Source organism: Candidatus Aalborgicola defluviihabitans, from assembly GCF_016705985.1.
Classification (GTDB): domain Bacteria; phylum Pseudomonadota; class Gammaproteobacteria; order Burkholderiales; family Burkholderiaceae_C; genus Allorhodoferax; species Allorhodoferax defluviihabitans.
The window spans coordinates 493,595-518,548 of record NZ_JADJKN010000024.1 but is presented as its reverse complement, the minus strand read 5'-3'; the positions used below and the strand labels follow the sequence as shown (position 1 = coordinate 518,548).

At 51.9% G+C, this 24,954-nt stretch carries 18 protein-coding genes, 2 pseudogenes, 1 riboswitch and 1 other annotated feature; of the genes and pseudogenes, 8 read left to right on the top strand and 12 right to left on the bottom strand.

The features are described 5' to 3' along the window. The first annotated feature begins 1 nt into the window (after position 1). The 6 genes from IPI80_RS21255 to IPI80_RS21230 all read left to right on the top strand — a co-directional run bounded on the left by IPI80_RS21255 (position 2) and on the right by IPI80_RS21230 (position 4,660). Positions 2–709 (top strand): RluA family pseudouridine synthase, encoded by a 708-nt coding sequence (locus tag IPI80_RS21255; RefSeq protein WP_413863464.1) that lies wholly within the window; start codon positions 2–4, stop codon positions 707–709. Continuing rightward, positions 687–1,541: a 3',5'-nucleoside bisphosphate phosphatase gene (locus tag IPI80_RS21250; protein ID WP_413863461.1), complete on the top strand. Its 855-nt coding sequence runs from the start codon at positions 687–689 to the stop codon at positions 1,539–1,541. The genes IPI80_RS21255 and IPI80_RS21250 overlap by 23 nt, the downstream gene beginning before the upstream one ends. 7 nt (positions 1,542–1,548) lie before the next feature. Next, on the top strand, positions 1,549–2,172 hold the full coding sequence (locus IPI80_RS21245) for an L-threonylcarbamoyladenylate synthase (protein WP_413863458.1): 624 nt from the start codon (positions 1,549–1,551) through the stop codon (positions 2,170–2,172). Positions 2,173–2,210: 38 nt separating this feature from the next. Continuing rightward, positions 2,211–2,861 (top strand): site-2 protease family protein, encoded by a 651-nt coding sequence (locus IPI80_RS21240; protein ID WP_413863583.1) that lies wholly within the window; start codon positions 2,211–2,213, stop codon positions 2,859–2,861. 24 nt (positions 2,862–2,885) lie between these two features. Beyond that, entirely contained in the window at positions 2,886–4,178 is a 1,293-nt protein-coding gene (locus IPI80_RS21235; protein ID WP_413863456.1) for a tryptophan--tRNA ligase, read from the top strand. 71 nt (positions 4,179–4,249) lie between these two features. Continuing rightward, positions 4,250–4,660 (top strand): FKBP-type peptidyl-prolyl cis-trans isomerase, encoded by a 411-nt coding sequence (locus IPI80_RS21230; protein WP_413863453.1) that lies wholly within the window; start codon positions 4,250–4,252, stop codon positions 4,658–4,660. 58 nt (positions 4,661–4,718) lie between these two features. On the opposite strand, the gene IPI80_RS21225 is transcribed toward IPI80_RS21230, so the two are convergent. The 3 genes from IPI80_RS21225 to IPI80_RS21215 form a co-directional block, all read right to left on the bottom strand. Further along, positions 4,719–5,072 carry a hypothetical protein gene (locus IPI80_RS21225; RefSeq protein ID WP_413863450.1) on the bottom strand — a complete coding sequence of 118 codons (354 nt, stop codon included), beginning with the start codon at positions 5,070–5,072 and terminating at the stop codon, positions 4,719–4,721. Between the two features lie 69 nt (positions 5,073–5,141). Next, positions 5,142–5,228, bottom strand: a riboswitch (cyclic di-GMP riboswitch). A gap of 117 nt (positions 5,229–5,345) precedes the next feature. Continuing rightward, positions 5,346–6,563 carry a capsule biosynthesis protein gene (locus IPI80_RS21220; protein ID WP_413863447.1) on the bottom strand — a complete coding sequence of 406 codons (1,218 nt, stop codon included), beginning with the start codon at positions 6,561–6,563 and terminating at the stop codon, positions 5,346–5,348. 205 nt (positions 6,564–6,768) lie between these two features. Beyond that, complete coding sequence (locus tag IPI80_RS21215; protein WP_413863444.1) at positions 6,769–7,575, bottom strand: NAD-dependent epimerase/dehydratase family protein; 807 nt, start codon at positions 7,573–7,575, stop codon at positions 6,769–6,771. A gap of 51 nt (positions 7,576–7,626) precedes the next feature. Here IPI80_RS21215 and IPI80_RS21210 point away from each other — a divergent pair, with 51 nt between their 5' ends. Continuing rightward, the gene (locus IPI80_RS21210) at positions 7,627–8,784 is read left to right on the top strand and encodes a peptidogalycan biosysnthesis protein (protein WP_413863441.1); all 1,158 of its coding nucleotides are present in this window, start codon (positions 7,627–7,629) and stop codon (positions 8,782–8,784) included. 61 nt (positions 8,785–8,845) lie between these two features. On the opposite strand, the gene IPI80_RS21205 is transcribed toward IPI80_RS21210, so the two are convergent. The 7 genes and pseudogenes from IPI80_RS21205 to IPI80_RS21175 all read right to left on the bottom strand — a co-directional run bounded on the left by IPI80_RS21205 (position 8,846) and on the right by IPI80_RS21175 (position 18,383). After that, entirely contained in the window at positions 8,846–9,886 is a 1,041-nt protein-coding gene (locus IPI80_RS21205) for a beta-3-deoxy-D-manno-oct-2-ulosonic acid transferase (RefSeq protein WP_413863438.1), read from the bottom strand. Positions 9,887–9,897: 11 nt separating this feature from the next. Beyond that, on the bottom strand, positions 9,898–11,052 hold the full coding sequence (locus tag IPI80_RS21200) for a glycosyltransferase family 4 protein (RefSeq protein WP_413863435.1): 1,155 nt from the start codon (positions 11,050–11,052) through the stop codon (positions 9,898–9,900). A 26-nt stretch (positions 11,053–11,078) separates the two neighbouring features. Continuing rightward, entirely contained in the window at positions 11,079–12,092 is a 1,014-nt protein-coding gene (locus IPI80_RS21195; RefSeq protein WP_413863432.1) for a polysaccharide biosynthesis/export family protein, read from the bottom strand. Between the two features lie 223 nt (positions 12,093–12,315). Further along, entirely contained in the window at positions 12,316–13,011 is a 696-nt protein-coding gene (locus IPI80_RS21190; protein ID WP_413863585.1) for a hypothetical protein, read from the bottom strand. 24 nt (positions 13,012–13,035) lie between these two features. Continuing rightward, positions 13,036–13,242, bottom strand: a pseudogene (locus tag IPI80_RS21185) (class I SAM-dependent methyltransferase); the annotation flags it as partial. A gap of 319 nt (positions 13,243–13,561) precedes the next feature. Next, on the bottom strand, positions 13,562–14,212 hold the full coding sequence (locus IPI80_RS21180; protein WP_413863429.1) for a DUF4214 domain-containing protein: 651 nt from the start codon (positions 14,210–14,212) through the stop codon (positions 13,562–13,564). A 479-nt stretch (positions 14,213–14,691) separates the two neighbouring features. Further along, positions 14,692–14,808: a sequence feature (AL1L pseudoknot), on the top strand. Positions 14,809–15,665: 857 nt separating this feature from the next. Further along, positions 15,666–18,383 (bottom strand): M6 family metalloprotease domain-containing protein, encoded by a 2,718-nt coding sequence (locus IPI80_RS21175; protein WP_413863426.1) that lies wholly within the window; start codon positions 18,381–18,383, stop codon positions 15,666–15,668. A 190-nt stretch (positions 18,384–18,573) separates the two neighbouring features. On the opposite strand from IPI80_RS21175, the pseudogene IPI80_RS21170 reads away from it, so the two are divergent. Then, a pseudogene (locus IPI80_RS21170) lies at positions 18,574–19,613 on the top strand (IS3 family transposase). 165 nt (positions 19,614–19,778) lie between these two features. Here IPI80_RS21170 and IPI80_RS21165 read toward each other — a convergent pair. Both IPI80_RS21165 and IPI80_RS21160 read right to left on the bottom strand, forming a co-directional pair. Further along, complete coding sequence (locus IPI80_RS21165) at positions 19,779–20,480, bottom strand: class I SAM-dependent methyltransferase (protein WP_413863423.1); 702 nt, start codon at positions 20,478–20,480, stop codon at positions 19,779–19,781. A 430-nt stretch (positions 20,481–20,910) separates the two neighbouring features. After that, entirely contained in the window at positions 20,911–24,723 is a 3,813-nt protein-coding gene (locus IPI80_RS21160) for a glycosyltransferase (protein ID WP_413863420.1), read from the bottom strand. Positions 24,724–24,954: the final 231 nt, after the last annotated feature.

Below are 24,954 nucleotides of genomic sequence, written 5' to 3'. Positions count from 1 at the left end.
CGTGAACGAGTTCTGTGAAACCGTGCAGCGCCCGATAGACGACGCTGGCATTCAGGTGGTGTTTGCCGACGACGCTATCGTGGTGCTGGACAAACCATCCGCCCTGCTGTCGGTGCCCGGGCGCGGCCCCGACAAGCAGGACTGCCTGAGCGCCCGGGTGCAAGCCCAATTTTCCGATGCCCTTGTGGTGCACCGGCTGGACATGGCCACGTCCGGCCTCATTGTCATGGCGCGCGGGGCGCAGGTGCAACGCACGCTCGCCGAGGCGTTTGCCAACCGCATGGTGGCCAAATGCTACGAGGCCGTAGTTAGCGGTGCAGTGGACGCCGGCACCGACGACTGGCGAACCATTGACCTGCCCATCGCAGTGGACTGGCCCAACCGCCCCCGCCGTGTGATCAACCCAGAGAACGGCAAGTCCAGCGTAACCCGACTGCAGGTGGTGCACTACGATGCACAGCACGACGTGACCCATGTGCTGCTGGAGCCATTGACCGGGCGCACCCACCAGTTGCGGGTTCATCTGCAGGCCATTGGTCACCCTATTCTGGGGGACGCCTTGTACGGACCGCCCGAGGTACTGGCACTATCACCGCGTCTGCTACTGCACGCCAGCAAGCTGTGCTTTGCCCACCCGGTGACCGGGCAGACCCTGCAATTCAGTTGCCAGCGCCTAAAATGCGTGGGTGAACCCTATACAAAACGCTGACCTGCATTGCCACTCCACCGTTTCCGACGGCACGCTCGCTCCCGAGGATTTGGCCGCGCGCGCCAGCGCCAATGGCGTGGAGCTGTGGGCGCTGACCGACCATGACGAGATCAGTGGGCAGCATCGGGCTGCAGTGGCAGCCAAAGCCTGCGGTATGCGCTACCTGACGGGTACGGAAATTTCGGTCACTTTTGTGAACCAGACCGTGCACATTGTGGGTCTGGGCTTTGATCCGGATGACAGCAACCTGATCGAAGGCCTGCGCAAAACACGGGGAGGCCGTGAAGAGCGCGCCAAGGAAATGGCGGCCGGGTTAGCCAAGGTAGGCATCAAGGGCGCGTTTGAAGGTGCCCTGACCTTTGTCAGCAACCCCGAACTGATCTCGCGCACCCACTTTGCGCGCTTTCTGGTGGAAAGTGGCGTCTGCAAGGAAACCAATGAGGTATTTCGCAAATACCTCACCGACGGTAAACCCGGCTTTGTGCCACACCGTTGGGCCTCGCTCAAGGATGCGGTGGGCTGGGTCAACGGCGCCGGCGGCATGGCCGTGATTGCGCACCCGGCGCGCTACAAGTTCACACCCACACAAGAGTTCGCCCTGTTCAGTGAATTCAAGGCCCACGGCGGCAAAGGTGTCGAAGTGGTAACAGGTAGCCACACGACCGCCGAATATGGCATTTATGCCGAAATGGCCCGCGAATTCGGGCTGGCCGCCTCACGCGGCAGCGACTTCCACAGCCCCACTGAAAGCCACACCGAGCTGGGCACCTTGCCCTTTCTTCCTGCCAATCTGACGCCCGTCTGGGAGTTGCTGGCATCCCGCATCCAGTAGACGGCACATGGCCCAATATTTCGAAGTTCACCCGCATAACCCTCAACCCCGCCTGCTCAAGCAAGCGGTGGCCTTGCTACAACAGGGCGGCGTGCTGGCCGTGCCCACCGATTCCAGCTACGCACTGGTCTGCCACCTGGACGACAAGACTGCCGTGGACGCCATGCGCCGCATCCGGGGTGTGGATGACAAACACCACCTGACCCTGCTGTGCCGGGACCTGAGTGAACTGGCCAGCTACGCGCGGGTGGATAACGCCCAGTACCGTTTGCTCAAGTCCGCCACGCCCGGCCCTTACACCTTCATCCTGGAAGCCAGCAAGGAAGTGCCTCGGCGCGTGAGCCACCCCTCGCGCAAGACCATTGGCCTGCGGGTTCCCGAACACACTACGCTTCAGGAGCTTCTAGCCCTCCACGGATCTGCATTGTTAGCTACGACTTTGATAGCGCCGGGGGAGACTGACCCCATGAATGACGCCAGTGAAATCCGCAACCGCTTTGAAAAAGTGATTGCCGGCGTTATTGACGCCGGTGCCTGCCCGCTTGAGCCCACCACGGTCATTGACCTGACTGGGCCGGAACCCCAACTGATTCGCCAGGGACGTGGCGAACTGGCCCGCCTGGGGCTGTAATCCACCAACGAAACCACTGACCCGTGAACTTTGACAACATGATACAGACGGTCGCGCTCTACGCGCTACCCGTGATCTTTGCTATCACCCTCCACGAAGCCGCCCACGGTTATGCCGCGCGGCACTTTGGCGACAACACGGCCTGGATGATGGGCCGCGTCACACTCAACCCGCTTAAGCATATCGATCCGTTCGGCACCATCTTGCTGCCTTTGATACTGGTCCTCATCGGTAGCCCCATCATTCTGGGCGCGGCCAAACCGGTGCCGGTGCGCTTTGGAAATTTGCGCAACCCCAAGCGCGACATGATTTGGGTGGCCCTGGCCGGCCCGGCGGCCAACATCGTCATGGCATTGGCCTGGGGGGTGGGTCTCTACTTGCTAGAGGGCCTCGGCGTTACTGAGCCGTTTTTTCTGAAGATGTGCCAGGGTGGTGTGCTGGTCAACGTGGTGCTGTTTGCCTTCAACCTGTTTCCGCTGCCGCCCCTTGACGGGGGGAGAATTTTAGTGGGCCTGTTGCCCATCAAACAGGCAATGCTGGTCTCGCGCGTGGAGCCGTTTGGTTTTTTCATCGTGATCGCCCTGGTCTTCACCGGCTTCGTCAACACCCTGTGGATGCAGCCCCTGATGGCACTCACTTACACCGTACTCAACTTCCTGCTCTCCCCCTTGGCTGCTTTGATCCGCTAAACCACTCCCTATCTTGATCCGTTCATGACCACTGTCCGTTTTCTCACCGGCATCACAACGTCCGGTACGCCGCATCTGGGCAATTACGTAGGCTCCATTCGCCCCTCCGTGCGCGCCAGCTTGGCGGCCAATGTCGAGAGCTACTACTTTCTGGCCGACTACCACGCCCTGATCAAAATCGACGAACCGGCCCGCATCCAGCGCTCTACTCTGGAGATTGCCGCCAGCTGGCTGGCAGCGGGCCTGGACCCTGAACGCGTCACCTTTTATCGCCAATCCGACGTGCCCGAAATCCCCGAGCTCACCTGGCTGCTGACCTGCGTCACCGGCAAGGGCGTACTCAACCGGGCGCATGCCTACAAGGCGGCCGTGGACAAGAACACCGCCTCCAATCTGGACCCCGACATGGACGTGACAGCCGGCCTGTTCATGTACCCGGTGTTGATGGGGGCCGACATTCTGATGTTCAACGCCCACAAGGTACCAGTGGGGCGGGACCAGATCCAGCACATCGAAATGGCGCGCGACATGGCCAACAGCTTCAACCACCGCTATGGCGAGCACTTTGTGCCGCCCCAGGCTGAGATTGAAGAGTCTGTCGCCACCCTGCCCGGGCTAGATGGGCGCAAGATGAGCAAGAGCTACGACAACACCATCCCGCTGTTTGCGCCGCGTGAACAGCTCAAAAAACTGATTGCCGGGATCGTCACTGACTCACGCGCACCGGGCGAACCAAAGGAACCAGAAGGCTCGGCACTGTTCCAGATTTACCAGGCTTTTGCCAGCGAAGAAGAAGCCCAGGCGATACGCAAGGCCTATGCCGACGGCATTGCCTGGGGTGAGGCCAAACAGGTTTTGTTTGAACGCATCGACCGCGAAATTGCCCCCATGCGCGCAGCCTATGAAGACTTGATCAATAACCCCGCCAAAATCGAAACCATTTTGTTGGCCGGTGCCGCCAAGGCGCGCCAGCGCGCCACACCATTTATGGCAGAACTTCGCCACGCGGTGGGCCTGCGCCGATTGGGCGAACAGACCAAAGCAGACAAGAAAAAAACGGTCAAGACCGCCCTACCCAACTTCAAGCAGTACCGCGAAGCCGATGGACGGTTCTACTTCAAGCTGGTGGATGCGCAGGGCAACCTGCTATTGCAAAGCCTGGGGTTTGCTTCGCCCAAAGAAGCGGCACAAACCATTGCCCAATTGCAACGCGAAGGAGAATCCGCGCTGACGGTCCACGCGAGCCATCTGCAGCCAACGGTGGGCGACGCCCGCCAGGTAGTTGCCGCACTGGCGCTGCTGGCAGCCGGGAACTAATCAACCACTACCGAGTCGTACACCCGCAATTTTTCATTGCAACTTCATACCAACCAACACCTATTTGCTCCATGAACCAACGCACACTTTTGCTCTCCCTCGCCCTCGCAAGCACCGGCCTGTGCAGCACTGCCTTCGCGGCCGATACCGAAACCTTGCCTTCAGGCGTGCAAATCGTGCACACCGTGGTTGGCACTGGCGGTAGCCCCAACGCAGTGGACCGCGTCAAGGTGCACTACCGTGGCACGCTGGCTGATGGTAAGGAATTTGACAGCTCGTACAAACGCAATGAACCCGCTGTGTTTCCACTGAACCGCGTGGTGCCCTGCTGGACCCAAGCATTGCAGAAAATGAAGGTGGGCGGTAAGGCCACCCTGACCTGCCCGCCAGCCACCGCCTACGGTGAGCGTGGCGCCGGTGGCGCCGTGCCCCCTAATGCCACGCTAACGTTTGAAGTAGAGCTGCTGGCGATAGAAAAGTAAGCCAGCCACGGCGAACACCTCTGTTCGCCCTACTCACGTCATCACATCAACCATCTCGCTATTGGCTTGCTTCCAAAGCAGCAGCCCATGAGAAAACGCTGTTGACTCGCACCTTGAGACCTTGGCCCTGTGTGCGCAAGCCAGCGCAATCCTTGCCATACTGCGTGATCTCGTAGTGGGTGCAGGTTACTTCTTTGCCTGGTCCCAGTGTGGCAATCGCGCGCAGTGCACGGACTGTGCCTTGGGCCTCCAGCTTGGCCAGCCGGTTGCGGGTTGAAATCTCTGGGGCACTAACATCACGCGCGACCTCCTTGATGGGACGCGGCACGCTCTGTGCAGCCAGGTGACGCAAAATCTCCAGTGATTCGGGCCACTGCTCGACTGGAATGTTGCGGTTGGATTGTTTGGTCATACAGTCGCCTTTAAATTGAGTCAACAAATAAAGGGCGACGCAACATCGAAGTACCGAATGGATTCCTTCGACGGCAACCCCGCTGGCAAATGACTCGCGTCATGTAGCCCGGAAGCTTTGCGTCCTTGACTTTCGTCAAGTTTGCCCCTGCCAGATTTGCTCCTAAAAGCCGCCTCGCTGGCTGCGAACAGTTCACACTGATTTAAATTGGAAAACTGCTAAGTTGAATATTAGCTACGCACCGTTTTTTTTGCAAGCAAATGCTACAAACGATTATGTAAACGCCAGACCACGAGCCAATTTATTGGCTGCTGCATTAGCTGCATCGGCACAACCGGGTTCATTAAAGAATACACCCCTAATTTGAATTGTCTCAGCCATAAGATTGATAAACGCCATTAACAGATCAACATCAGGTGCCTCGTTCAATTGCCAAAATGCATCCAAAGCGCCCTGAAAAGTCAAACCAGGCACATCATAGACAGCCTGTCCCAATACTTTGACAGGACAACCCACCTGTAACGCATGCAGCCCAGAGGTACTATTGACCGTGACCATGCCCGTCGCATGGCGCGCCAAATCGTCCAGATTGCCGCCATCAATATATTCCACTCGATCACGCACGCCAAACTCATCAGCCGTCAATCGAACGACTTTTGACCAATTGACTAAACCCGTGTCCCAAGGATGAACCTTCACAATCAAGCGCTGATCAATTTCTGAAAGCCGCGCGAACGAATCAATGGTCAGACGAATGACTTCTTTCATTCCACTGAACGGCGAGTAAGTAACAATTTGGAAATCGTGATCTAACTGCAGGGGCAATATGAAATATCGTTGCCCAGACTTGATAAGTCTCTCAACTCTTCGTCGATTTTTGTCACGCCTTAGCCGTGTCAGCGCATGCTGCTTCGCACTGGAAACCGTATAGATCAGCGTATGAGGGCGGTAGTCGGTCCGTCGATAGTGGGGATACAGCCACCCGAAGAGCAGATTACTGAAGTTATACAAAAGGTCCGCCCGCATCATGTTGAAAGCACTGTCTCGGTAGCGTTGCGCCAAATTAACGGACCCGATATTGGCACTCTGCTTCAAAATGTCTGCAGGATCACGAGGAAAATGTGAGTTGCCGCCCATTCCATCTTCTTCGAGTGTGATCCAGTCGGGCCGAAGGTATCCGAAATCGTTGACCGTGACGCGGATTCCACGCGTCTGCGCAACTGCCACCGCTTCCTTGTGATAGCGACGCTGCTCCCCCAGCAAAACCAAATCAGTCACTGCATTCTGATCAAAATATTCACTGATGAAGGTTGACCAGTCCGCATAACGCCCCCGGTAGCTTAGTGAGCATTCTCCGGACCAGTACAACCAGTCACCAACGCACAGGTTAATCCGCGTAACCCTGCAGCCGCGATCACGAAGCAAAGCGCCTATTTGACAAAAAAAAGGTGACGGCATTCCCTGGATAAAAACAAAATGCAAATTCGCCATCATTCCTCTGCTGGACGCTCAATGAACCATTGCGCAGAACGCCTTAGCGCGGCGTCAAACCCCACTGCACTCGAAAATCCGCTATCGACTCTGATTTTGCTTGCATCGTGACCGCACGTTCTGCCAAAAATACAAACGAATAATGGGTGCAGAAAAGGTTCCCCGCGAAAACGGGCCATACGACAACCCCATTCAACACAGCGGGCTACCAGCATGGCCATTTCAAATGGCAGATTGATGACAACACCCTGCCATTGATTGCACGGCGAAAGGCAAGCAGGAACTCAGCCCAAGTTGTATCGCCAAGGTCTCGCACGTTGTAACACTGTCCCAGGGCATTGTTGGCGCTGGCTGCCCAAATCATATAGTCGATCAGGTTGTCGACGTAGAGTAAGCCTGCATTGGCACTACCATGATTGATTTTGAGCATTACACCCGATTGGAGGCTCTGTCCGATTCGCTGGATGAACTGGCTTCCTGGCCCGATCACATTGCACGGACGGACAATGGTGAAGGGCATGCTGTGTTCCTTCCCCCATTGTCTGACCAAGTCCTCACCAATGAGTTTGCTTCGGCCGTATCCGAATTCACCGCCAGACGCGTCCGACAATTCATTGCAAGGCGATTCATGAAAACCATAGACGTCTACGGTGGACACATGGACCAAGCGGAATAAGCGGGGGTTACTTTGAACGATGGCATAAAGCAAATTACGAACCCCAGCAATATTCGCTTCACAGTACGCATCCCAGCGATCCCATGTATTCACATTGGCGGCGCAATGAAAAATCACAGCGACCCCCGAAACCGCCGCTACCAGCGCATCCATACATGCGAGATCACCGTGCACTACCTCACACTGCTGGTATATTTCTTCCGGTAGTGCACTTGGTGATCGAACCAGTAAGCGAACCGTCCAACCATCCCGCAAAAGACGCCGGACCAAGTGCCCTCCAACAAAACCTGTAGCGCCAGTTACCAGCGCGTGGCGATCAGACGCCCCATTAGTCATTGAGGGTCACCCAACCATGGTCTTTGAAGAAACAACAGGCCGCCTTTCAACGTGAAATCCCAAATATTCAGCCGCATTGACCACATCCCGAAAACGGTTTGGAATAGCCTACTTTCAGAGAACTCCAAGGCCTTTTCACATGAATTCTGGGAAGTGATAGAGCGCTCCGGAATGAACGACTTTAGCTATCGCCACGTGATCTTGACGGATGATAACGACACTCCTGTTGCTCTGACCAGTTTTTACTCCATCACAACCGACATTGCCATTTTTGCGCCACGGCCTTTGCGCAATTTTTTAGCCAAAGTCAGGCGATTTTTTCCGAACTTTTTAAAGTTTCGGATGATTGAGTGGGGGACACCTATTACCGTCAGTAGCCCCCCCTTCATTACTGCACCAGGCGTTTCACAACAAGCCGTCATTGAACACATGCACCAGTTGTTAATGGCAACTGCAAAAACCGAAAGACAGTTTCTCATCATCGTGCGTGATTTTGAAAGTGGCTCAGACATTCTGCAGAAAAAGTTCAACCAACTTGGCTACAAATTGGTCGACAGCCTTCCCAACACTTACCTAGACATCCAATGGAGAAGCGCTGCAGCCTATCACGCATCCATGAAAAGCTATTACCGCAGCAAGTTGCTAAAGCAGTTACGCCGCAACCGTGATCAACACGTACGTCACGAATTGGTGAATGATTTTGACCATTTGGCGGACGTACTCTGCGCACAATGGATGGTGGTCCACGATCAAGCGGATGAATTTCAGCGCGAAGTGCTGACCCCTACTTTTTATCGAGATTACTCCCGCAACATGGGCGCGCATTCGAAGGCGTTGCTATTCTTTAAAGACAACGCTTTGATCGGCCATGCCCTGCTGCTACACGATGGCCCCATTCTGCGTTGGCTCTATTTCGGTCGGAATGAAGCCGTGAACGACAGCCTCTACTTTTATGTAGCCCAAGCCGTCATTGATACCGCCATTCAATTGGAAGCCAAAGTAGTTGAAATGGGCTTGACCACTTACTCAATCAAGCAGGATCTTGGTGCACAGGTCACACCCATCAAGATTGCGATCCGGTCCCCGTTAAAAATCATTAGTCCATTTCTGTCTCTTGGATATGCAGTGCTCAACCACCCCAACTTGCCCAGAAATCGCCAAGTATTCAAGCCAGTCACCACGCAGATCACTAAATGCAACGAGAAATAATAGCATTCTGGAGCAAGACAAATCATGGCTGCTGTCGTGCAAGAACACGGGGGCAGCGTCGTTACCTGACACCTATAAATATGCGCAGGATAGTCCGGGTAATTCGTTGCCACCAGTGCACCTTCATTCCACGCCTCTGACGCCACTGCACAAGTGTGTCCAACGCCTGTTCGGCGCTGATCAGCACTTTTCCATCCCGACTCATGTACAGCGGATACTCAATCAGCACACCAGCCACCAAAGCATCGAGCGACAACCGACGCTGGCGCCGCGGGTTGGGCACGCAGTCGTGTGTGAGGCCCCATCCCGAATAGAACGGCTGGCCATGGCATACAACGCGCTTGCCCTGCAGCAAGGCCTCAAACCCGGTAAGTGATGTCAGGACATGAACCTCGTCGACCAACAACAATAAGTCTCCCATGGAAACATCCGTCAACACTTCATCACACCACGCAATAGCATCTTGCTCGCAGACACCTTGTTTGCGCAAGCGCGCCACAACATCCGGATGTGGCTTATAAACGATATACGCCCGCGGATGCATTGCACGCACCGTGCGAAGCAAGCCCATATTGCTACGTTCGCCCGGTGCACCATACGCCAGTGAAGCATCACTCTCCACCTGACCCGGAACCAGTATGACCCGCGTGGCATGCGAGGGCCTGGTCCAAAAGCCGCCCCCCACGTTGTATTTTGTCAGGCGCGAGGCAACAATGCACTCCCGCAACTCGGCAGCTCTGGCGCAAAGGGCTTCATCAAACGGGTGGGTCGCAAGGATGCATTCCAAGTCCGACGGTGTTGTTGCGTCGTAATACATTCCCCGCCCATCAATTACCCAAGACAGCGGCCTGACCAATTCCGCTCCGAGCCCCACCGAACGCAGAAATCCGTCCTCCATTCGGAGCACCCGAATATCAGAGGCAAGCCCTTGAGGTAGATTTGACTTTCCCCATAACAGCAACCAAACACCATCTGGAATGACCGCCCCAGGTTTTACGAAAGTAACATTCGCTTTCGGAAAACACTGACGAACCACTGACCATTTCCAGCGAGGGAAGGCATAAACAACGACGTCCATCACCATGTCAGGAAAGCGAACCATCGGATGCTGCATCACAGGAGATGGCGCTCACTAACTTGCGCCAACAGTGTCTCCACCACAACAAAATGCTGTTCCCAGGTTGGAGACAGAAAACCACACAGACGCACACATTGGGCCCGTCGCGCAGCACCGCCACACTTTGCATACTCTAGAATCAGTCGCCTCCAACCAACGCCATCAATCGGGTGCAGGTATTCGGGAATATCCCCCGCAATTTCCCGAAAAACCGGCAAGTCACTTGCCAATACGGGCACACCCATTTGTAGCGCTTCCACCAAAGGCATGCCATAGCCTTCAATGAAGGATGGAAATAGCAACGCCTGTGCATGGAACAACCACGTCGCCATTTCAGCATCACTACATCGGTTTTTTTCCAGCACCACGCCCCGCAGGACTTCGCAACGGTCCAGTAGATCAACCACCTGCTCGCACTCCCACCCCCTCTGTCCAATAATGACAAGGCGCGGCGCAGCCAGACCCAACTCTTCAATCAACTGGCGCCACACTTGCAGCAATAGCAGGTGGTTTTTGCGTGGTTCTATCGTTCCAAGTACCACGAAATAATGCTCAATCATGGGCCGGTTCCTGGCTGGTACTGGTAAACAAGCAGGGGCTAACGGTGCCACTACACAGAGCGGCACCGTGTCACCGGTACTTTGCGCGTAATGCTCCAAAGACAAGCGTGTCGCATTGGAGTTGGCAATGATTCCGCACCCACCCGAGAGCATGCCTGCCATCCGTTGGCGATGCTTCATGGCCTCGCCATCGCGGCAATATTCCGGGTGTGTCAGCGGGATTAAATCGTGCAAAAAATACACTGGACGCAAACCAAAACGTCGAACATTTTCGGCATAGCTGGGGTGTTCCAAACCACTGTGCCCCGTGTTCAGTAATACCATGCCCCGCTTGGGTTGCGAACCCAGCACATACACTTTGACGAGGAGCCACCGCACAGTCCATTTGAAATTTTGCCCAGGATCGAGCAATTCATCGAACAGCCGGCGGGATTCGCCTTCTGGCAACATTAACCAGCGGCCTGCAAATCGCACCATGGCACTGGCCCGGCTTCGGAAATAGCGGACGTGTTCAAGACTCACCCGATCTACTCCGGTCGGCAGCCGCCCTTTCAGGCCGCGAACCAGCAACCTCGTGATGTCTATCGCCATCTCATCCATACGCGAATGCGGGTGTGTCAGCGCGTGCTGTTCACAACTGTGCTGATGGTGTAGATGGACGATGTCAGAATGTTCAGAAACTTTTGCAACTCCGCACCCGACGCATTCGACACATACAGCACATCACGGTTTTGCACTGGAAAACTTTGCGCTACAAAAAAGCTAGCTGGATCCTTCAAATTGAGTCGATAGACAACCGGTACCTTGCCCTCGGGAGTCAAAACTGGTTTGACGGGAAGGTCCAGTACGTCAGGGGACTCAAACCGAAACAAAAATACGCCTCTGGCATCTGCACGAACATCCTGCAATCCACCCGCACGGGCCAGAGCCTGCGCAATTGAAATGCCTTGCGCTTCAAAATTGATTTCTTCGTTTTTGCCAGTGGCGCCCAGGACCGTAAAACTCAGCGGCTGAAAAAACGAAGTAATTACATCGCCCGGCTGCAGCACGATGTTTTGTTTGGGGTCACGAATAATCGCATCCAGTGCCATGGCTTGAACCTGCCCCGAACGCGACACCTGCAATGTCATTTTATTAACCGGTTGCCGCACCCCTCCAGCCGCGGCCAATGCGTCCAGCAGCCTCTCACCTTTGGCGGTGAGCGGCATGCGAGTGCTGTTGGCAACCTCGCCAACTACCGTAACGTTGGCTGAATTGTTGCGGATGGTCCGCACCAATACTTGCGGCTGATTGGCCTTGTCCTTCAGTCGTTTTGTAACGTCCGCCTCAATCTGCTGCAAACTGAGTCCAGCCGCCTGAATTTGGCCGGCAAACGGTACGTTAATAGTCCCGTTCGCGCTCACCATCTGTTCAGGGAGTGTGGTAGCGCGGGTAGTAGCCGGGCCTACCCTAGGGTCCAATACTGCTCCACCAAACAGGGCTGCAGGCGGTGCCTCCCAAAGGGTAACTTCAATAACGTCACCCAGACCCACCAAATAGGGTGCCTGCCCGGCATTACCCAACGTTTCAGAGAACTGCAGCTGCTTTTTTGCCGCCAACAGTCGGCGCGCTACGGCTTCGTTTACCTCCACGATTTGAATATCATTTGTGGGCGGGGATGCCATCGAGTCCTCCAACTGGGTGCGACTGGGCCCAGATGTTGGTATCCAGTTGGGCGGTGATGCACACCCCACCAAGGTCACAGCAAAAAAAATGGTCAACCCCACAACGGCTACGCGAGGATAAAAGGTAATGATTGGTAATGCGATGTTCATACTTACTGTTCGAAATGGAGACAACAAATTCAAAGCGGCTTTATGCACCCGGATGCCAATCCACTGGCTGGCAATGCCCACTCTGCTGGAACGTGGCAATTTGCTCTGCGACTAAGTCGAACCAGTAGTATTCACCTGCAACTTCTGGGCGTTTCACGCGCACCGCTATTTTCACGGCAGACCCTGGCGCCACGTAAGGACTTTCAAGCGGGAAACGTGCAAAGTCTAATTGAACCACGCTATCGTCAGGCCCAAGCAACTGACAGCCCAAGTTGACCTGACCCGGAATGCCGGCACGGCAGAGCCAGGTGGCCTCTCCTGTATTGCAAATTCGAAAACGAAAGTCTGCCAAACCCGTGGCACCCGCTGCAGGTGACGCTGACTGCAATTGCAGCTTGGCCGCCAATGCATGGGAGCGGCGGCTATCCACGCTGCTTGCATGACCCGGTTTCTGCAAATAGAAACACTGTTGGTCGGTCAATTGGCGATGCAGTTTCGCCACCAAGCGTGCAGCATCACTCTCGGGCAAAGCGGGGGAGTCCGCCCACTGCTGGTATCGGTTAAATGGCACCACCCAAGGTATTTGCAGTTGTACCAATATCTGCGGCACTATCAACCCCCCTTGCTGCGCAGCAGCGGCGATATCTGCCATCACGATGTCGTTCTCTATCACCTTGAACTGCGCCATCTCGGCCAGCGATTGGGCCGTTTGCGAGTGATGGGGGCCAGGCTCCACCATTGCAATACGGCCCCACGGGCGAAGCACTCTGGCAAGATCACGCAAAGTGGCAAGCTGAACTTTGACATGGTGAAACACAGCAAGGCACGCCACTCGGTCCACACTCCTGTCTTGCAGCGGCAGGCGGTGCCCATCGTAAACCTTAAGCTGTACCGTGCCGCTTGGACGCACACCACGTTGGTCACACCACGCTTGCGCCAAACGAGGTGCGGATGAGGAAATATCCACCCCATGGCATTGCAGCCCAAACTGGCCTGGGCAAGGTTAAGCCAACCGGTTGCGCAGCCAAAGTCCAGTACATCCGCACCGGGGAACACATCGACTGCTTGAAGCAACAGACTCACGTTGCGCGTAATGTGAATGGCATCCGCCACGTTAGACAAAGGATTGCGGCACTGCTCAGAACCCACATTCAGCCGTGCAAAATAGGCGTCGGCAGCTTGCAGCAAATCGACATCGCTGAGCTGTCCCATAAGATCCTCAACATTAATCTGCACGGGTGGGTTGGGCGCCGGTTGAGGGTCGTCCGCCAGTGTGTGCAAGGCCATCACACCCCGTCACTCAGGACTATGTGAAAAAACAGTGCGCGGCGCTCGCGGTCTGCGGGCAAGTCAGACTCCATGCCCAGAATATTGCGGCAATACCAGCCACCCCATGACCGGCGCTCTGCCTTGGCATAGTTGTGTGTAACTTGCTTCAAACCTGGCAGCACACACCCTACACTGCGCGCCTCTGCTGACTTGGCCAATACTGTAAGAACATGCGTCTTAGACCAACCAGCCCGCAACAAACCAAGGTAGGTGCGTGCACCATCGGGGTCAACTTCGCGGTTCAACAACACCCTGTACACCGTGGCAACGAATGCAGCACCATTCAAGGCCACCAATTCACTCACATGCTCGACCACTAATGTCGATGCAATCGACACTGCGGTAGGCATTGGGGTCAGTACCACACACTGCTGTTGCCGCAGGGCAGCACGGCGGTTGGCGTATCGCACACCCTCTTCACTATTGGCCAAGGCGAGGTAAACCTCCTCTCTGGGCAGACTGGCCTCCAATTTTTCCACGTAAGACTTCCAGCCATCGGGGTCTGCCACGCGCCCCAATACACGCAAATAGAGTTGTTGCACGTAGGCAGAATTGTCCAGCCCCCGCAATTGGTGTTGCAGCGCCACATCCGGGTCAGAAAATTTCAAAACTCGCCCCCATACAATCGTATCACTCTTAATGAAACAGAAATATTTTCTTACGCCACGCCATCAAATATCGACCGCATATTATCTGACAACGGCCATGCCTTACACCAGAGCCAGAAGCACCGACGCCATACTCACTTCAGGCCGTGTGAATCGCCCTTGGTATTGAGGAGGCTCCAACCTTTGAGAAGATGGGGTACAAGCAAAAGCTCAAACAAATTTTCACCCAAAGTCCGTGAACGCGACGCTCACATGGCGCAAGAACGCCGTGGACGATATCCATTCCTGTAGGCGAACATTGAATCGATCTCAGCCAAGATCAGCTATGTATAGAAGATCCTAAAAACATGGGTTCACAAGCATGAGGTTGACACCGGTACCCTCGGCGGAATCACCACGGACCAATGTAGACAGGTGAAAGCCCTGGAAGCAGAGAACAAGTAGTGGCGCCGCTCCCATGAAATCTTTAAACTGGTCAGAGTTTTTTTCGCCCATGCGAAACTCGACCGCGAACTCAAGTCCTGAAGGACTTCATCAACTAGCATCGCAACACCTACGGGGTCGTGCCAATCTGCACGATTAAGTAGATTGCCCCGTCGTGGGTGTCAGAATTAACATACGTATTGACCTGGCAGAGCTATCATTTTGTGGCCGCTATCATTGTTGTCTACGCACCGCATTGTGGGTTAGTATTAAACCAGTCCCATGTGAACAGACTGTGTTCTGGACGCCTTGAAGCACGCCTTGGTTGGCCGGCAGCGGTAACGTGACGAACTCATCAACCACTGCGATCGTGGGTTGCGATGTCCATTCATTTGATACAACGAGCTGCTGGCCGAGGAAGGCATTGAACCCCTAGATCGCAGAAAGTGCGACTGTTACAACAACGCATTGGCAGAAACAATCAATCCCCTTACAGGGCTGAATTGATTCACCGCGATGCGCCGTAGACGCCCATTGGATAACTACAGATTCCAACGTTGCAATAGTTACCATGGTTTAACCATCACCGGCTACTTGAGCCTATCGGATACATTCCCTTTGCCGAAGCTGACGGAAATTACTATCGGCAATTAACCAGCCAGACGGCGATCCCGATAAAACTTGACCCAAGGTAACTCCTCGATACCCAAAGTGACTCATTGTCTAGCAAGGTGCCCCACAACACCGCTTGTTCTTCTTACTCAAAGGGTTAGTCGATACATATTTTTTTGACAGTGTAGTAGTGTCTCAATCCTGCTTGTTTCATGGCCTGCAATGTTTCAAACGGAAACAAGTTCAAAGCGCCAAATTGACGATGATTTACAGAACTTCCTGAATAAGGCGAATTGACCGTAGCGCAATTTAACGACAGAAGAAGTCCTCAAACCATGCAGCCAATTTTCGGATAACCGCTATGAGCAATTGAAGGAAAGGGCTAGTTCAACTCGAGTTGAACCTAGCCCTGTCAAAATCACGGCAGAAACCGCTGACTGTATTCAGTTGATCCCAAAATGTTGCCGACAAAGCTGAGAAATGAGCCACCTCCATCCAACGCGGCCACATCTGCATCAAAATGTGTCTGGTCGGGACTGCGTTGTAACATAGCCACGTACCCCATTGTTACTTTGACAGAGTTAGTCATCTTTGTTATGTACTCGGTGGACTCAGAGAATCCAATCATGACTTGACCTCGAGTCAAACTTCCATCATTTAATTTGCCTAGCCAATATGCCTTTCCAATTGGTTCAGGTGCTCTAGACAATATATTGTTATAGATTAATGTTATAAATTGGTCATTCGTAAGGCCGCCATATCGGGTTGTAAACTCAGCTGATCCTGCAAAGTCTTGAGAGATTGATTGTAAGCCGTAACCAGCCCTTGCACTCATTAACCAATATTTCAATCCGCCATAATCTGGAATACGCAAAAAATATGCAAAATACAATCGGACAATTGGTGCCAAGTTCGATTGAAATTCAGTCGAATTGAAAAAGCTATCAACAACTTGCGCGCGTGTTACTGCTCCACTACTGAGGGCATTATTCCAACCTGTTATTCCAGCAGAATCGCCTTCGCGCATCAAGAAGTCACGGTATTGCTGCATTACAAAAAGCAACGAATTGGTAAAAACATCGTTATCTTTAACATTTGGGTTTGTACCCAAACTGATCTCGACACAATCGGGAATACCATCACCATCCGTATCAACCGTGGAAGTACAGGTAGCTGTAAAATTGGCCACCACACTGCGGGCGGCACTCATCGTCAGGTTACAAGTAGTCGCCGTGCCACTGCAAGCGCCGCCCCAGCCTGTAAATATTGTCGTGGAATCTGGTGTCGCGGTCAGCGTAACCGATGCGCCCGAAGTGAAACTTGCGCTGCATGCAGCCCCACAATTGATTCCACCAGGACTGGAAGTAACAGTTCCCGCACCACTACGACTAACAGAAAGAGTAAACGTCGAGGGTAGCGTTGTCTGCATCGTAGCAGTCATCGTGCTGGATGCGGCAGACACATTGGTCATACCCAAACTACTCAGAGCTCCATTGTAATATTTGGAACTCGGCACTGATGCAGCATTAAAAGTCGTATTGTTTCCTGCATAGTACATGAGCGATAGACAACCACCCCATGAGCCCGGGGGCGTCACTAAAGTGCAATTCGCGTTTGAGGCTTCTACCGCCATATTCCCTTGGTGACTACCCGCTACATATTTATTAAAACTGTTGGCAGATTTTGAGCCAATATTTGTATCAATATGCTGAACCAACAACCCACCGGACCACGTGCCAAAAACGGCAGCCATTCCAGCATCCCAGCCAACGGGCGGACGATTTTCAACTAGCCAATACTCACTCGTACTAACACCGCTGTTCATAAGCATTACCGATGCGCTTGGGCTAGACAAGGGACTCGAAAAGGAAACGACAGCGCCATTGCCCGGCGTCTGGGGGGTAGACCAACCCAAGTATTGACGACTCCAACCATCCAACCCCACGGGTGTGGACCCACCGATTTCGCCACTCTTCCCCCCCCAAGATCCACTTGCCATCAGGCTGAAAATTCCCAAACCGCCGTTTTTTCCAGCAATGTCATACAAATCCGGAAGGCCACCCATTGCGTGACCCATCTCATGGGTTACCACACCCATCGTCATACGATTCGAGCTGCTATACATCTCACCATTGAGCGCCCAGTGGTTAACAGATTTTCCAGCAACAGTGACGCCACCTCCACCCCAAGCATGTGCCCATATGGACGGGGTTGGGCCTGACGAAGACGCTTCACCGCCGGCCAAAACAAAATAGATTAGTGCTTCGTCAACCTCGATGGTTCCATTCGCATTCGTATCCAAACCGGCAAAATTAACATAGGGTGCTGCTAAAGCAAGAGCACTATTGATCCAGGCAGACTCAGTTGAATATGAGCAGCTACTACCACAATTGGGGTGATTCTGCGGCAATGAAACGGATACAACACCATTCGGGCTACCAGGTTGAGTAGAAGCGACCGGCACAACTGAAATAGCGCTAAACGAATTATCTTGATAATATTTGGCTACTGAAGGGGCTGACGTGCTATGTACTATATTTCCCCAGTATGTGAGTGCTCCCGGTTGTAAACTGACGTTCTGGAAATTGACCAAAACCATCAGTATCTTTTTAGATCCCGTCACTGGAGTTGGGGCCCATGTACCGGTCACGGGTGACGAAAATGTAGCTCCGCCACTTGCTCTTGTTGCTCGGATACTGTTTAAGAAATCAGCTTGGTATTGTTCCAGCGCATCATTCCTTGGCGGGCGTAAGTGCTTTGGTGGCCATTGCGATTGCGGTACGTTGACCGCGGCGCCGTCTGAAACCACTTCCACGCCTGAAGGAACCGGATTACCCAGAGCATCACCAACCGCATATTCGTAAGCGCCAGTGGTCGGATTTTTGACCACTGTATAGCCTGCTGCGGTCTCCGTCCAATTCTGGAACTCGTCACCACGTGCGTACGCTTGGAAGGTTACTCCATTCGGTTGTTGAATTTGAACCGGATACGGACTGGCAGGTCCAGCTTGCGCTATAGAAGTGGCAAAAAAACATGCCAAACCGGCTGTGTATGAGGCAATACGAGCAACACCGCCTGCGAACTCCCGCCCCCACCCGCAGCGGGTCTCGATCGAATTTTTTCTTTTCGAAATCATTTTTAAGATCCTTACGCCATTTTTGCAAATCGCAAGAGTACTCTTTCTCCCTGAATTCTGCAAGCATTTGCCATTTCCTGAATCGCCCCGGTCAATCACCCGGGATTTTGTAGAAACCTGATGACCTCAATTTCAAGAGATAGAGGAGGTTTACATGAATAAGTAGACAAAATTCCCCGAAGAATTCAAGATTAAAGCTGAAAAACTGGTAACTGACCATGGCCACCGGATAGCAGAAGTTGCCGCCAGACTTGGTGTCAGTCAACACAGCCTGTATTCGTAAATCAAGCGCTACAGCAAGGCCCCCGAGGCTCGGGCCGCACAAGATACCCAGTCAGATGAACTGCGCCGGCTCAAGGCCGAGTTCAAGCATGTAACTGTGAAGCGCGATGTGACCGGTGCGGCGCAAGTGCAAAGTTTTGCAGTTCCATCCCAGTGGCTTTTAGCCTGGCAGCAGGCGCCGATATCAGAGCGCGCAAGGGACGACCAGCACATTCTAGGCGTGAACAAGCAATCTTGGCGGAAGAGTGGCGCCGTGTGGGGCTACCGCACGATCAACTGTGACCTAGGTGAGTCCTGCGGCAAGCACCGTGTGGCGCGCTTGATGAAGCCCGAGGGGCTATGCTCCAAAACAGGTTATGGCCCCCGCTGAGGAGTACGCGCTGGCAAGCCTCAAGATGTTTCGTCCAACCATCTGCAACGCCAGTTCGATGTTCTGGAACCCAACAAGTTATGGGTTACCGATACCACCTCCCTGCGCACCGACGAGGGCTGTTTGTTCCCGGTTGTTCCTGTCCGTAGTCATCGCCTTGTTCTCCCACCAGGTCATTGGCTGGCCAATATGTGAAAGCATGACAAGCGACTTGGCGCTCAACGCTTTGTTGATGGCGGTATGGCGGCGCAAACACAAAACAAAAGTTATGGTGCATTCAGAACAGGGCAGCCAATTCACTAGCTATGACTGGCAGGACTTCCTGAAGGCCAACAACCTGCTAGGCAACACGAGCCGCCGGCGGAACTGCCATGACAACGCTCTGTCAGAGAGCTTCCTCCAGTAACTCAGGTGTGAGCACATTAGACGAAAGATTCATCCAACCCGAGAGGAGGCACACCAGGACGTTTGATTACATCGAAATACTTTACAACCCCATTTGCAGGGACGCCCATGCAAATAACCTGCCTCCTGTAGAGTACGAGAAGCAATATCTGCTGAGGCTCAGGTCAGTCTAGGAAACCGGTGGCGACCCAACTACGGATTCGGTCGCATGAGCTCATCGGATGCTGTGTGCTGACTTCTTGAATATCGACGAACCCTTCATACCCAGCCGAACCCGATCCGAGTTTATGGCCAGGGCTTCTATGCAAAAAAATTGTTCAAATTTATGCTACCCCTATTTAAAGAGCCACTAGTTGATGGCCGAAAAAATTTACAACTTTCGTTGCCAGTTTAGAATTTTCAAACAAACTTTGATAGCGATGGTTAAAACTAAGTTTTGAAAGATACAACTTATTGTGACCTATCGCAAACGGGATAAGCGTTGGCTTAGAATCTAGAAATTTAACCACTCCCTCTATTACTCCAAGCCAATGATGATTGAGTATGTCATCTAATATAACTACACCTTCATTTGAAATGAGCTCACTAGAAATCTTGAGATCATTTATGGTATGTTCAGCTGTATGACCACCATCAATTGATATAAATCTCATCGAACCTACGCCGATCCTCTTCCTCAGCATAAGTCCATCATCAGTCGAATCTCCTGCTATAATTACAGTATTTGCACCTTTATGTATATCAAATAACATAAGATTTTTCTTGAAAATTTCTAATGAACCATTGCCAGATCCGTCGATGTTCAGATCTTGATTGTTAAAAATGTCAACGGCGTAACTAGAGAATTTCGAATCGATCACACTATTTAGAAGAATATATAGTTTGCCATGGTGAACACCAATCTCCAAACATCCACCGGTTTTATTTATCTCCAGATTATTAAGTAGATCGATTGTTTTGAATACCTCATTTGAGCACCATCCATCTACTTGGTTAAACCCCAATTCGCAATAGTCAGCAAGTGATTTTGTGTAAATCATATAAATTCTCCATTTATTCGTTTTTTCGGGTGGTTTGAATAATTCACCGTTAAGTCGAGTAGCGCGGCCGCATAATCTGAGATTTCATTCGGGTACATCCTGAATACGTATAGTTTTCAGGGCTGACTAGGGGTCCCCGGATTTGAAAGGAACTTGCCCTGTGCTTTGACGCACTTCAATACCAGAGTTCCAACTGTTTACCCCGCACTACTCAAAGATCGAACAGTTCAAGCTGCGTGAAAATTGCACTGTGGTCAGGATCGAGGGTCGCTTGTTTCATGCTGTGCGCCTTATAGCGCTGCGGGGTTTTCGAGTGTGAGCTTCTTACGGCGGTCAAGTACCATTTTGCAAAAAGTACTTATGAAGTCCTACTATGGACGATTTGCGCACCTGAATTCGAAAATACGGCATAAGGCTTTCTCATTGAAGTTTATGCCCGTGGCATCCACTGGCTATGCCAATTACCAGCAAGCACCACTTGGAGCAATTTTTCGGTACTTTGTTTCCAGGTAAACCAATGGAACATATCCGACTGTGGTGTTAGCCCCGCCTTCTTCAGCTTCTGCCATTCCTCCACACCATCTGCCAATGATTCTGGTGTCATTCCGGAAAAATAATGGGCGTGCACACCTGCAACTTCTCGAAATATTGGAATGTCACGAGCAAGTATACAAATATTATGCAGCGCAGCTTCGATCAGCGGCAGACAAAAACCCTCGTCCTCCGATGCCGCGATTAAGCAGGTCGAATTTTCATATACCTGTTTCAGGTATTCATCACTTATGTCTTTCAGCCAATGCAATCGATTCCCCAGTTCCGCATGTTCTTGTATACATGCAACAGTCTCAGGAATTGTCCGCCTCATGTGTTCAGGAACTCCTTTCCAACCTTCGTTACCCACGATCACAAGATTGACATCAACACCCTTTTCCCACAGCAGGGTGAAGGCTTTCAAGGCCTGCATATACCTCTTTCGGGGCTCTACGGTTCCGACCATAAGAAACGTGAGCCGCGAACCAAGTTGCTTAAATACATTCGGGGCGTCGTCCCGCATACCCATACTTGGAAGCGAACTTTCGACGTCAGCCCCTAAGTGAAACCATCCAATATGGTACGGACGAAGTCGCGAAGCGCCGTTCACTATTAGCCATGCTTCCAATTCTTCGGCAACGGTACGTGAGATACATATCGCTCCGTCTGTTTTGGTTACCGCCCTTAGCCATGCGTCATGCTCAACATCTGCTCCAAGAGGAAACGCCTCTGGAATTGTCACGGGTAACAGATCAAACACAACGAAATAAACACTAACCCCTGCGTCACGCCACCGTCTATACAGACCCGACCTTTCTGCCTGGACTACAGACAGGCCATATAGGTCTAAGCCAAGTAACACATCGCCACTTTGGGGCTCTACGACATGGTCAAAGTTGTTTATTAACCCTTCAGTTACCTCGTTCGCGGGAAATCCCAATAGGTTCAAAGTAGTGTATCGACGTGCGTATCGATAGTGCCACGTCCCGCCCATATCACAAAGGTATACTGGCTCAACTCGATAGTCCTCCAGCACCGAGTTCAGTAAACAACCAGCGACCGAACGAGCGACACGTTCAATTCCACTCTTCAGATCCGTCCGGCACGTTGCAGACATATCAAGGAAAAGGCGACGTTTCGGTACAACAGCGGGCATATTCTGGGCTATAGCAGCAGCGATCTCGATGTATTCAGAATCGCAAAACTGTTGCTGAGAGCGCTTCGATATGCTGGTTAGGAGCCCCTGCAGACCATTCGCTGCATCTAAATGAATATCCTCTATTGCATTGCGGTACTGAATAGCGCATGCACGCGGTGAATGGTGCTGCCGAACATACTGGCGCGCGCGCGCGCTAAGCTCCGCGCGCAAATTCTCATCTCTATACAATCTCTCCATGGCTTCAACAAGTTCGGATTCTCCGAATTCATCGGATAGCATCCAAACCGCATCTGACGATATTTCAGCGATGGACCCATTGGCATTGACGATAGTTGGCAATCCATTATTCAGGCAGTCTAGCACCGTGCCTGACGTTTCACCCCTCGAAAGCGTACGCAATTGAACGCCCACGTCCGCTGCCGCCAAATACTCTTGAAACATATCGTCATCGGCCCAGCCCGTAATTTGTATGCGATCTTGCATATTACTCTCACGAATCATATCCATGAGATCCCGACCATAGTTATCACTTTGGTTTTCACCAACGAAAATTAACATGCATTGCTCATCTTTAGCCAGGTTTGATTTCAACCATGCTTTCAATAGTCGATGATTCTGCTTTGTCGGACCAAGTAAACCAAAACTACAAACTACGAATCTTTCTGCAACTAGGCCCAGTTTTTCCCGTGTCTGCTCCCTCATACGTTCTGACGCAACATCACGAAGATGGGGAATAACTTTCCAATACTTCGATAGTTCTTTGTTGTACCAGTGACAAGCAAGAGCACGTGAAAATTCAGAATGAACAATTACCCCTGATGCCTGCTGAAGCACACTGAAGTTAGCTGGGTACTCCATAATGACATTGCTTATGAGTGGGCCACTCTTGCTACAATTAAGTCGCTCCCTCACTGCCTTATATCCGTGAGCGAAATACAGTTCACGAATCCACGCGTGCGGCGTCATTCCATGAATTTCGCGATGAAATTGCAATCCACTTAGGAAAAAATCATGCAATACAACTACGCCAGGTGCAATTTTTAACAAATCGACCATATATGCGTGAAAATGCGAGTTACCAAAATGATACAGAATTCGATCTACGGCATTATGATTGCAACAGAACCAATTAACGTCACGAATGTCACAGTTTGCTTGGATCCAAGGATCGACAACCTCCTTTTGTTCAACAACTACAGTAATATCGTAATAGTGAGCAAGTGCGGGAAGTAGTTCGGCGGTGTATCGAGCGATACCTGTTCGCTCCGGCGGCAACGGAGAGACGACTGCAAGTTTCAAACGCCTGACGCAGCCTCTTTCGTGCACTCTTCTATTCTTTTGAATATTTTCAAACAAAGAGATTGCAACGGTTGCGTTTTTATTCCAGACCAATTCTTTCGCTTCTTCCTGATCGTGTTGCACAAAACAAATTTCGGCGGCCTGTTCCTCAATCGCTCGCCTGATTTTATTTTCTAACGCAGTTATATCTACCGGATCGAATATTGCTTCGCTTACAGCAACTGCCTCTGGCAAGCTTGATGTACTAGTGACGATTACTGGTTTCCCTGACTGCGTGATCTCCAGCACGGGAAGGTCAAAAATTTCATGTAGTGACGGGAGAATAACTAGCTTAGCTAAGTTGTATAGCGTGACTAAGTCGTGGTCGGTGACATAACCTGTGAAAATAACGTCAGCTTTATGTAAATCGCATTCACCTGCCAATGTCCGCAACTTATCGCGATGATCAGCTGACAGCTGTCCGACTATGGCGAGCTGGTGATCTGATCGAATTACTATCGGTAGACGAGCATATGCATGAATAAGACTAGAAAGGTTCTTCAGGATTTCATAACCTCCGAAGTACATCGCAAAAGGCTTAGTCAACCCAAACTGCTGTCGAACAGTTAACTCGTTGACTCTCTCCACCTTGATTTTTTGAAAAATTTGCGAACAGGCCTCTGAGGGGTTTGTTACCACAGAATGCTCCAAGTCCAATGCTACAGTGCCTTGAACTTCGGTAGGCGCTAAGCTAATAAGATAAGCATCAACTCTCTGGAGATGACTTACTTTTCTCAAATAGTGCTGCTCAAAGGAAGGGTTCGGTAGCAAATAGGCTTCTCGATTCAGTAAAGGAATCAGGTCGTCGAGCATCACTATCGTAGGAATTCCAATCGTGTGCTCGCCAATACTCGTGACAGCTTCGTCAACGAAGCCATCAAAAAGACTTGAAAGATAAATAATATCAGGCTTCAGGGAAGCCAAATATGCCTCCCGGATGAGCTCCGCGACTTCTCTTCTGAGCGTATTCCGTGGGTCACATTCACGAACCGGTCCCGGAGCAGTCCATATATGAATATTTTTTTGCTCAATCAAGCCTGAGAAGGCCGCTCTTATTGGCTCGATCGTGTCCTGAAATGAACCGTTCAACGCGATGTGAACTTCATGATCACCCTGATTGCGAACAATTGCTTGCGACAGCTCCAGCGCAGTTCGGCTGATATCGCGTAAAAAATATACTGTTTGAGCACCCTGCAAATCAATTACTATACGCATAAAGTCGTATTTTCAGTATGAATACGCACAGCATTCTTAAGTTGAAAATAAATGTAATTTTCGTGGGGTGCGAGTTTGTTTTTCTCTTCATGTTCTGGAATAAAACATATACCTTCCCTCGTTGGAAGCACATTAACATACTTATAAGTCGCGCTGTTGAATAGCTTCAACATCTCTATTAAGGAATGATCCAGCAATAGAAAATTAATCCAGGCATTTAACTCCACTTCA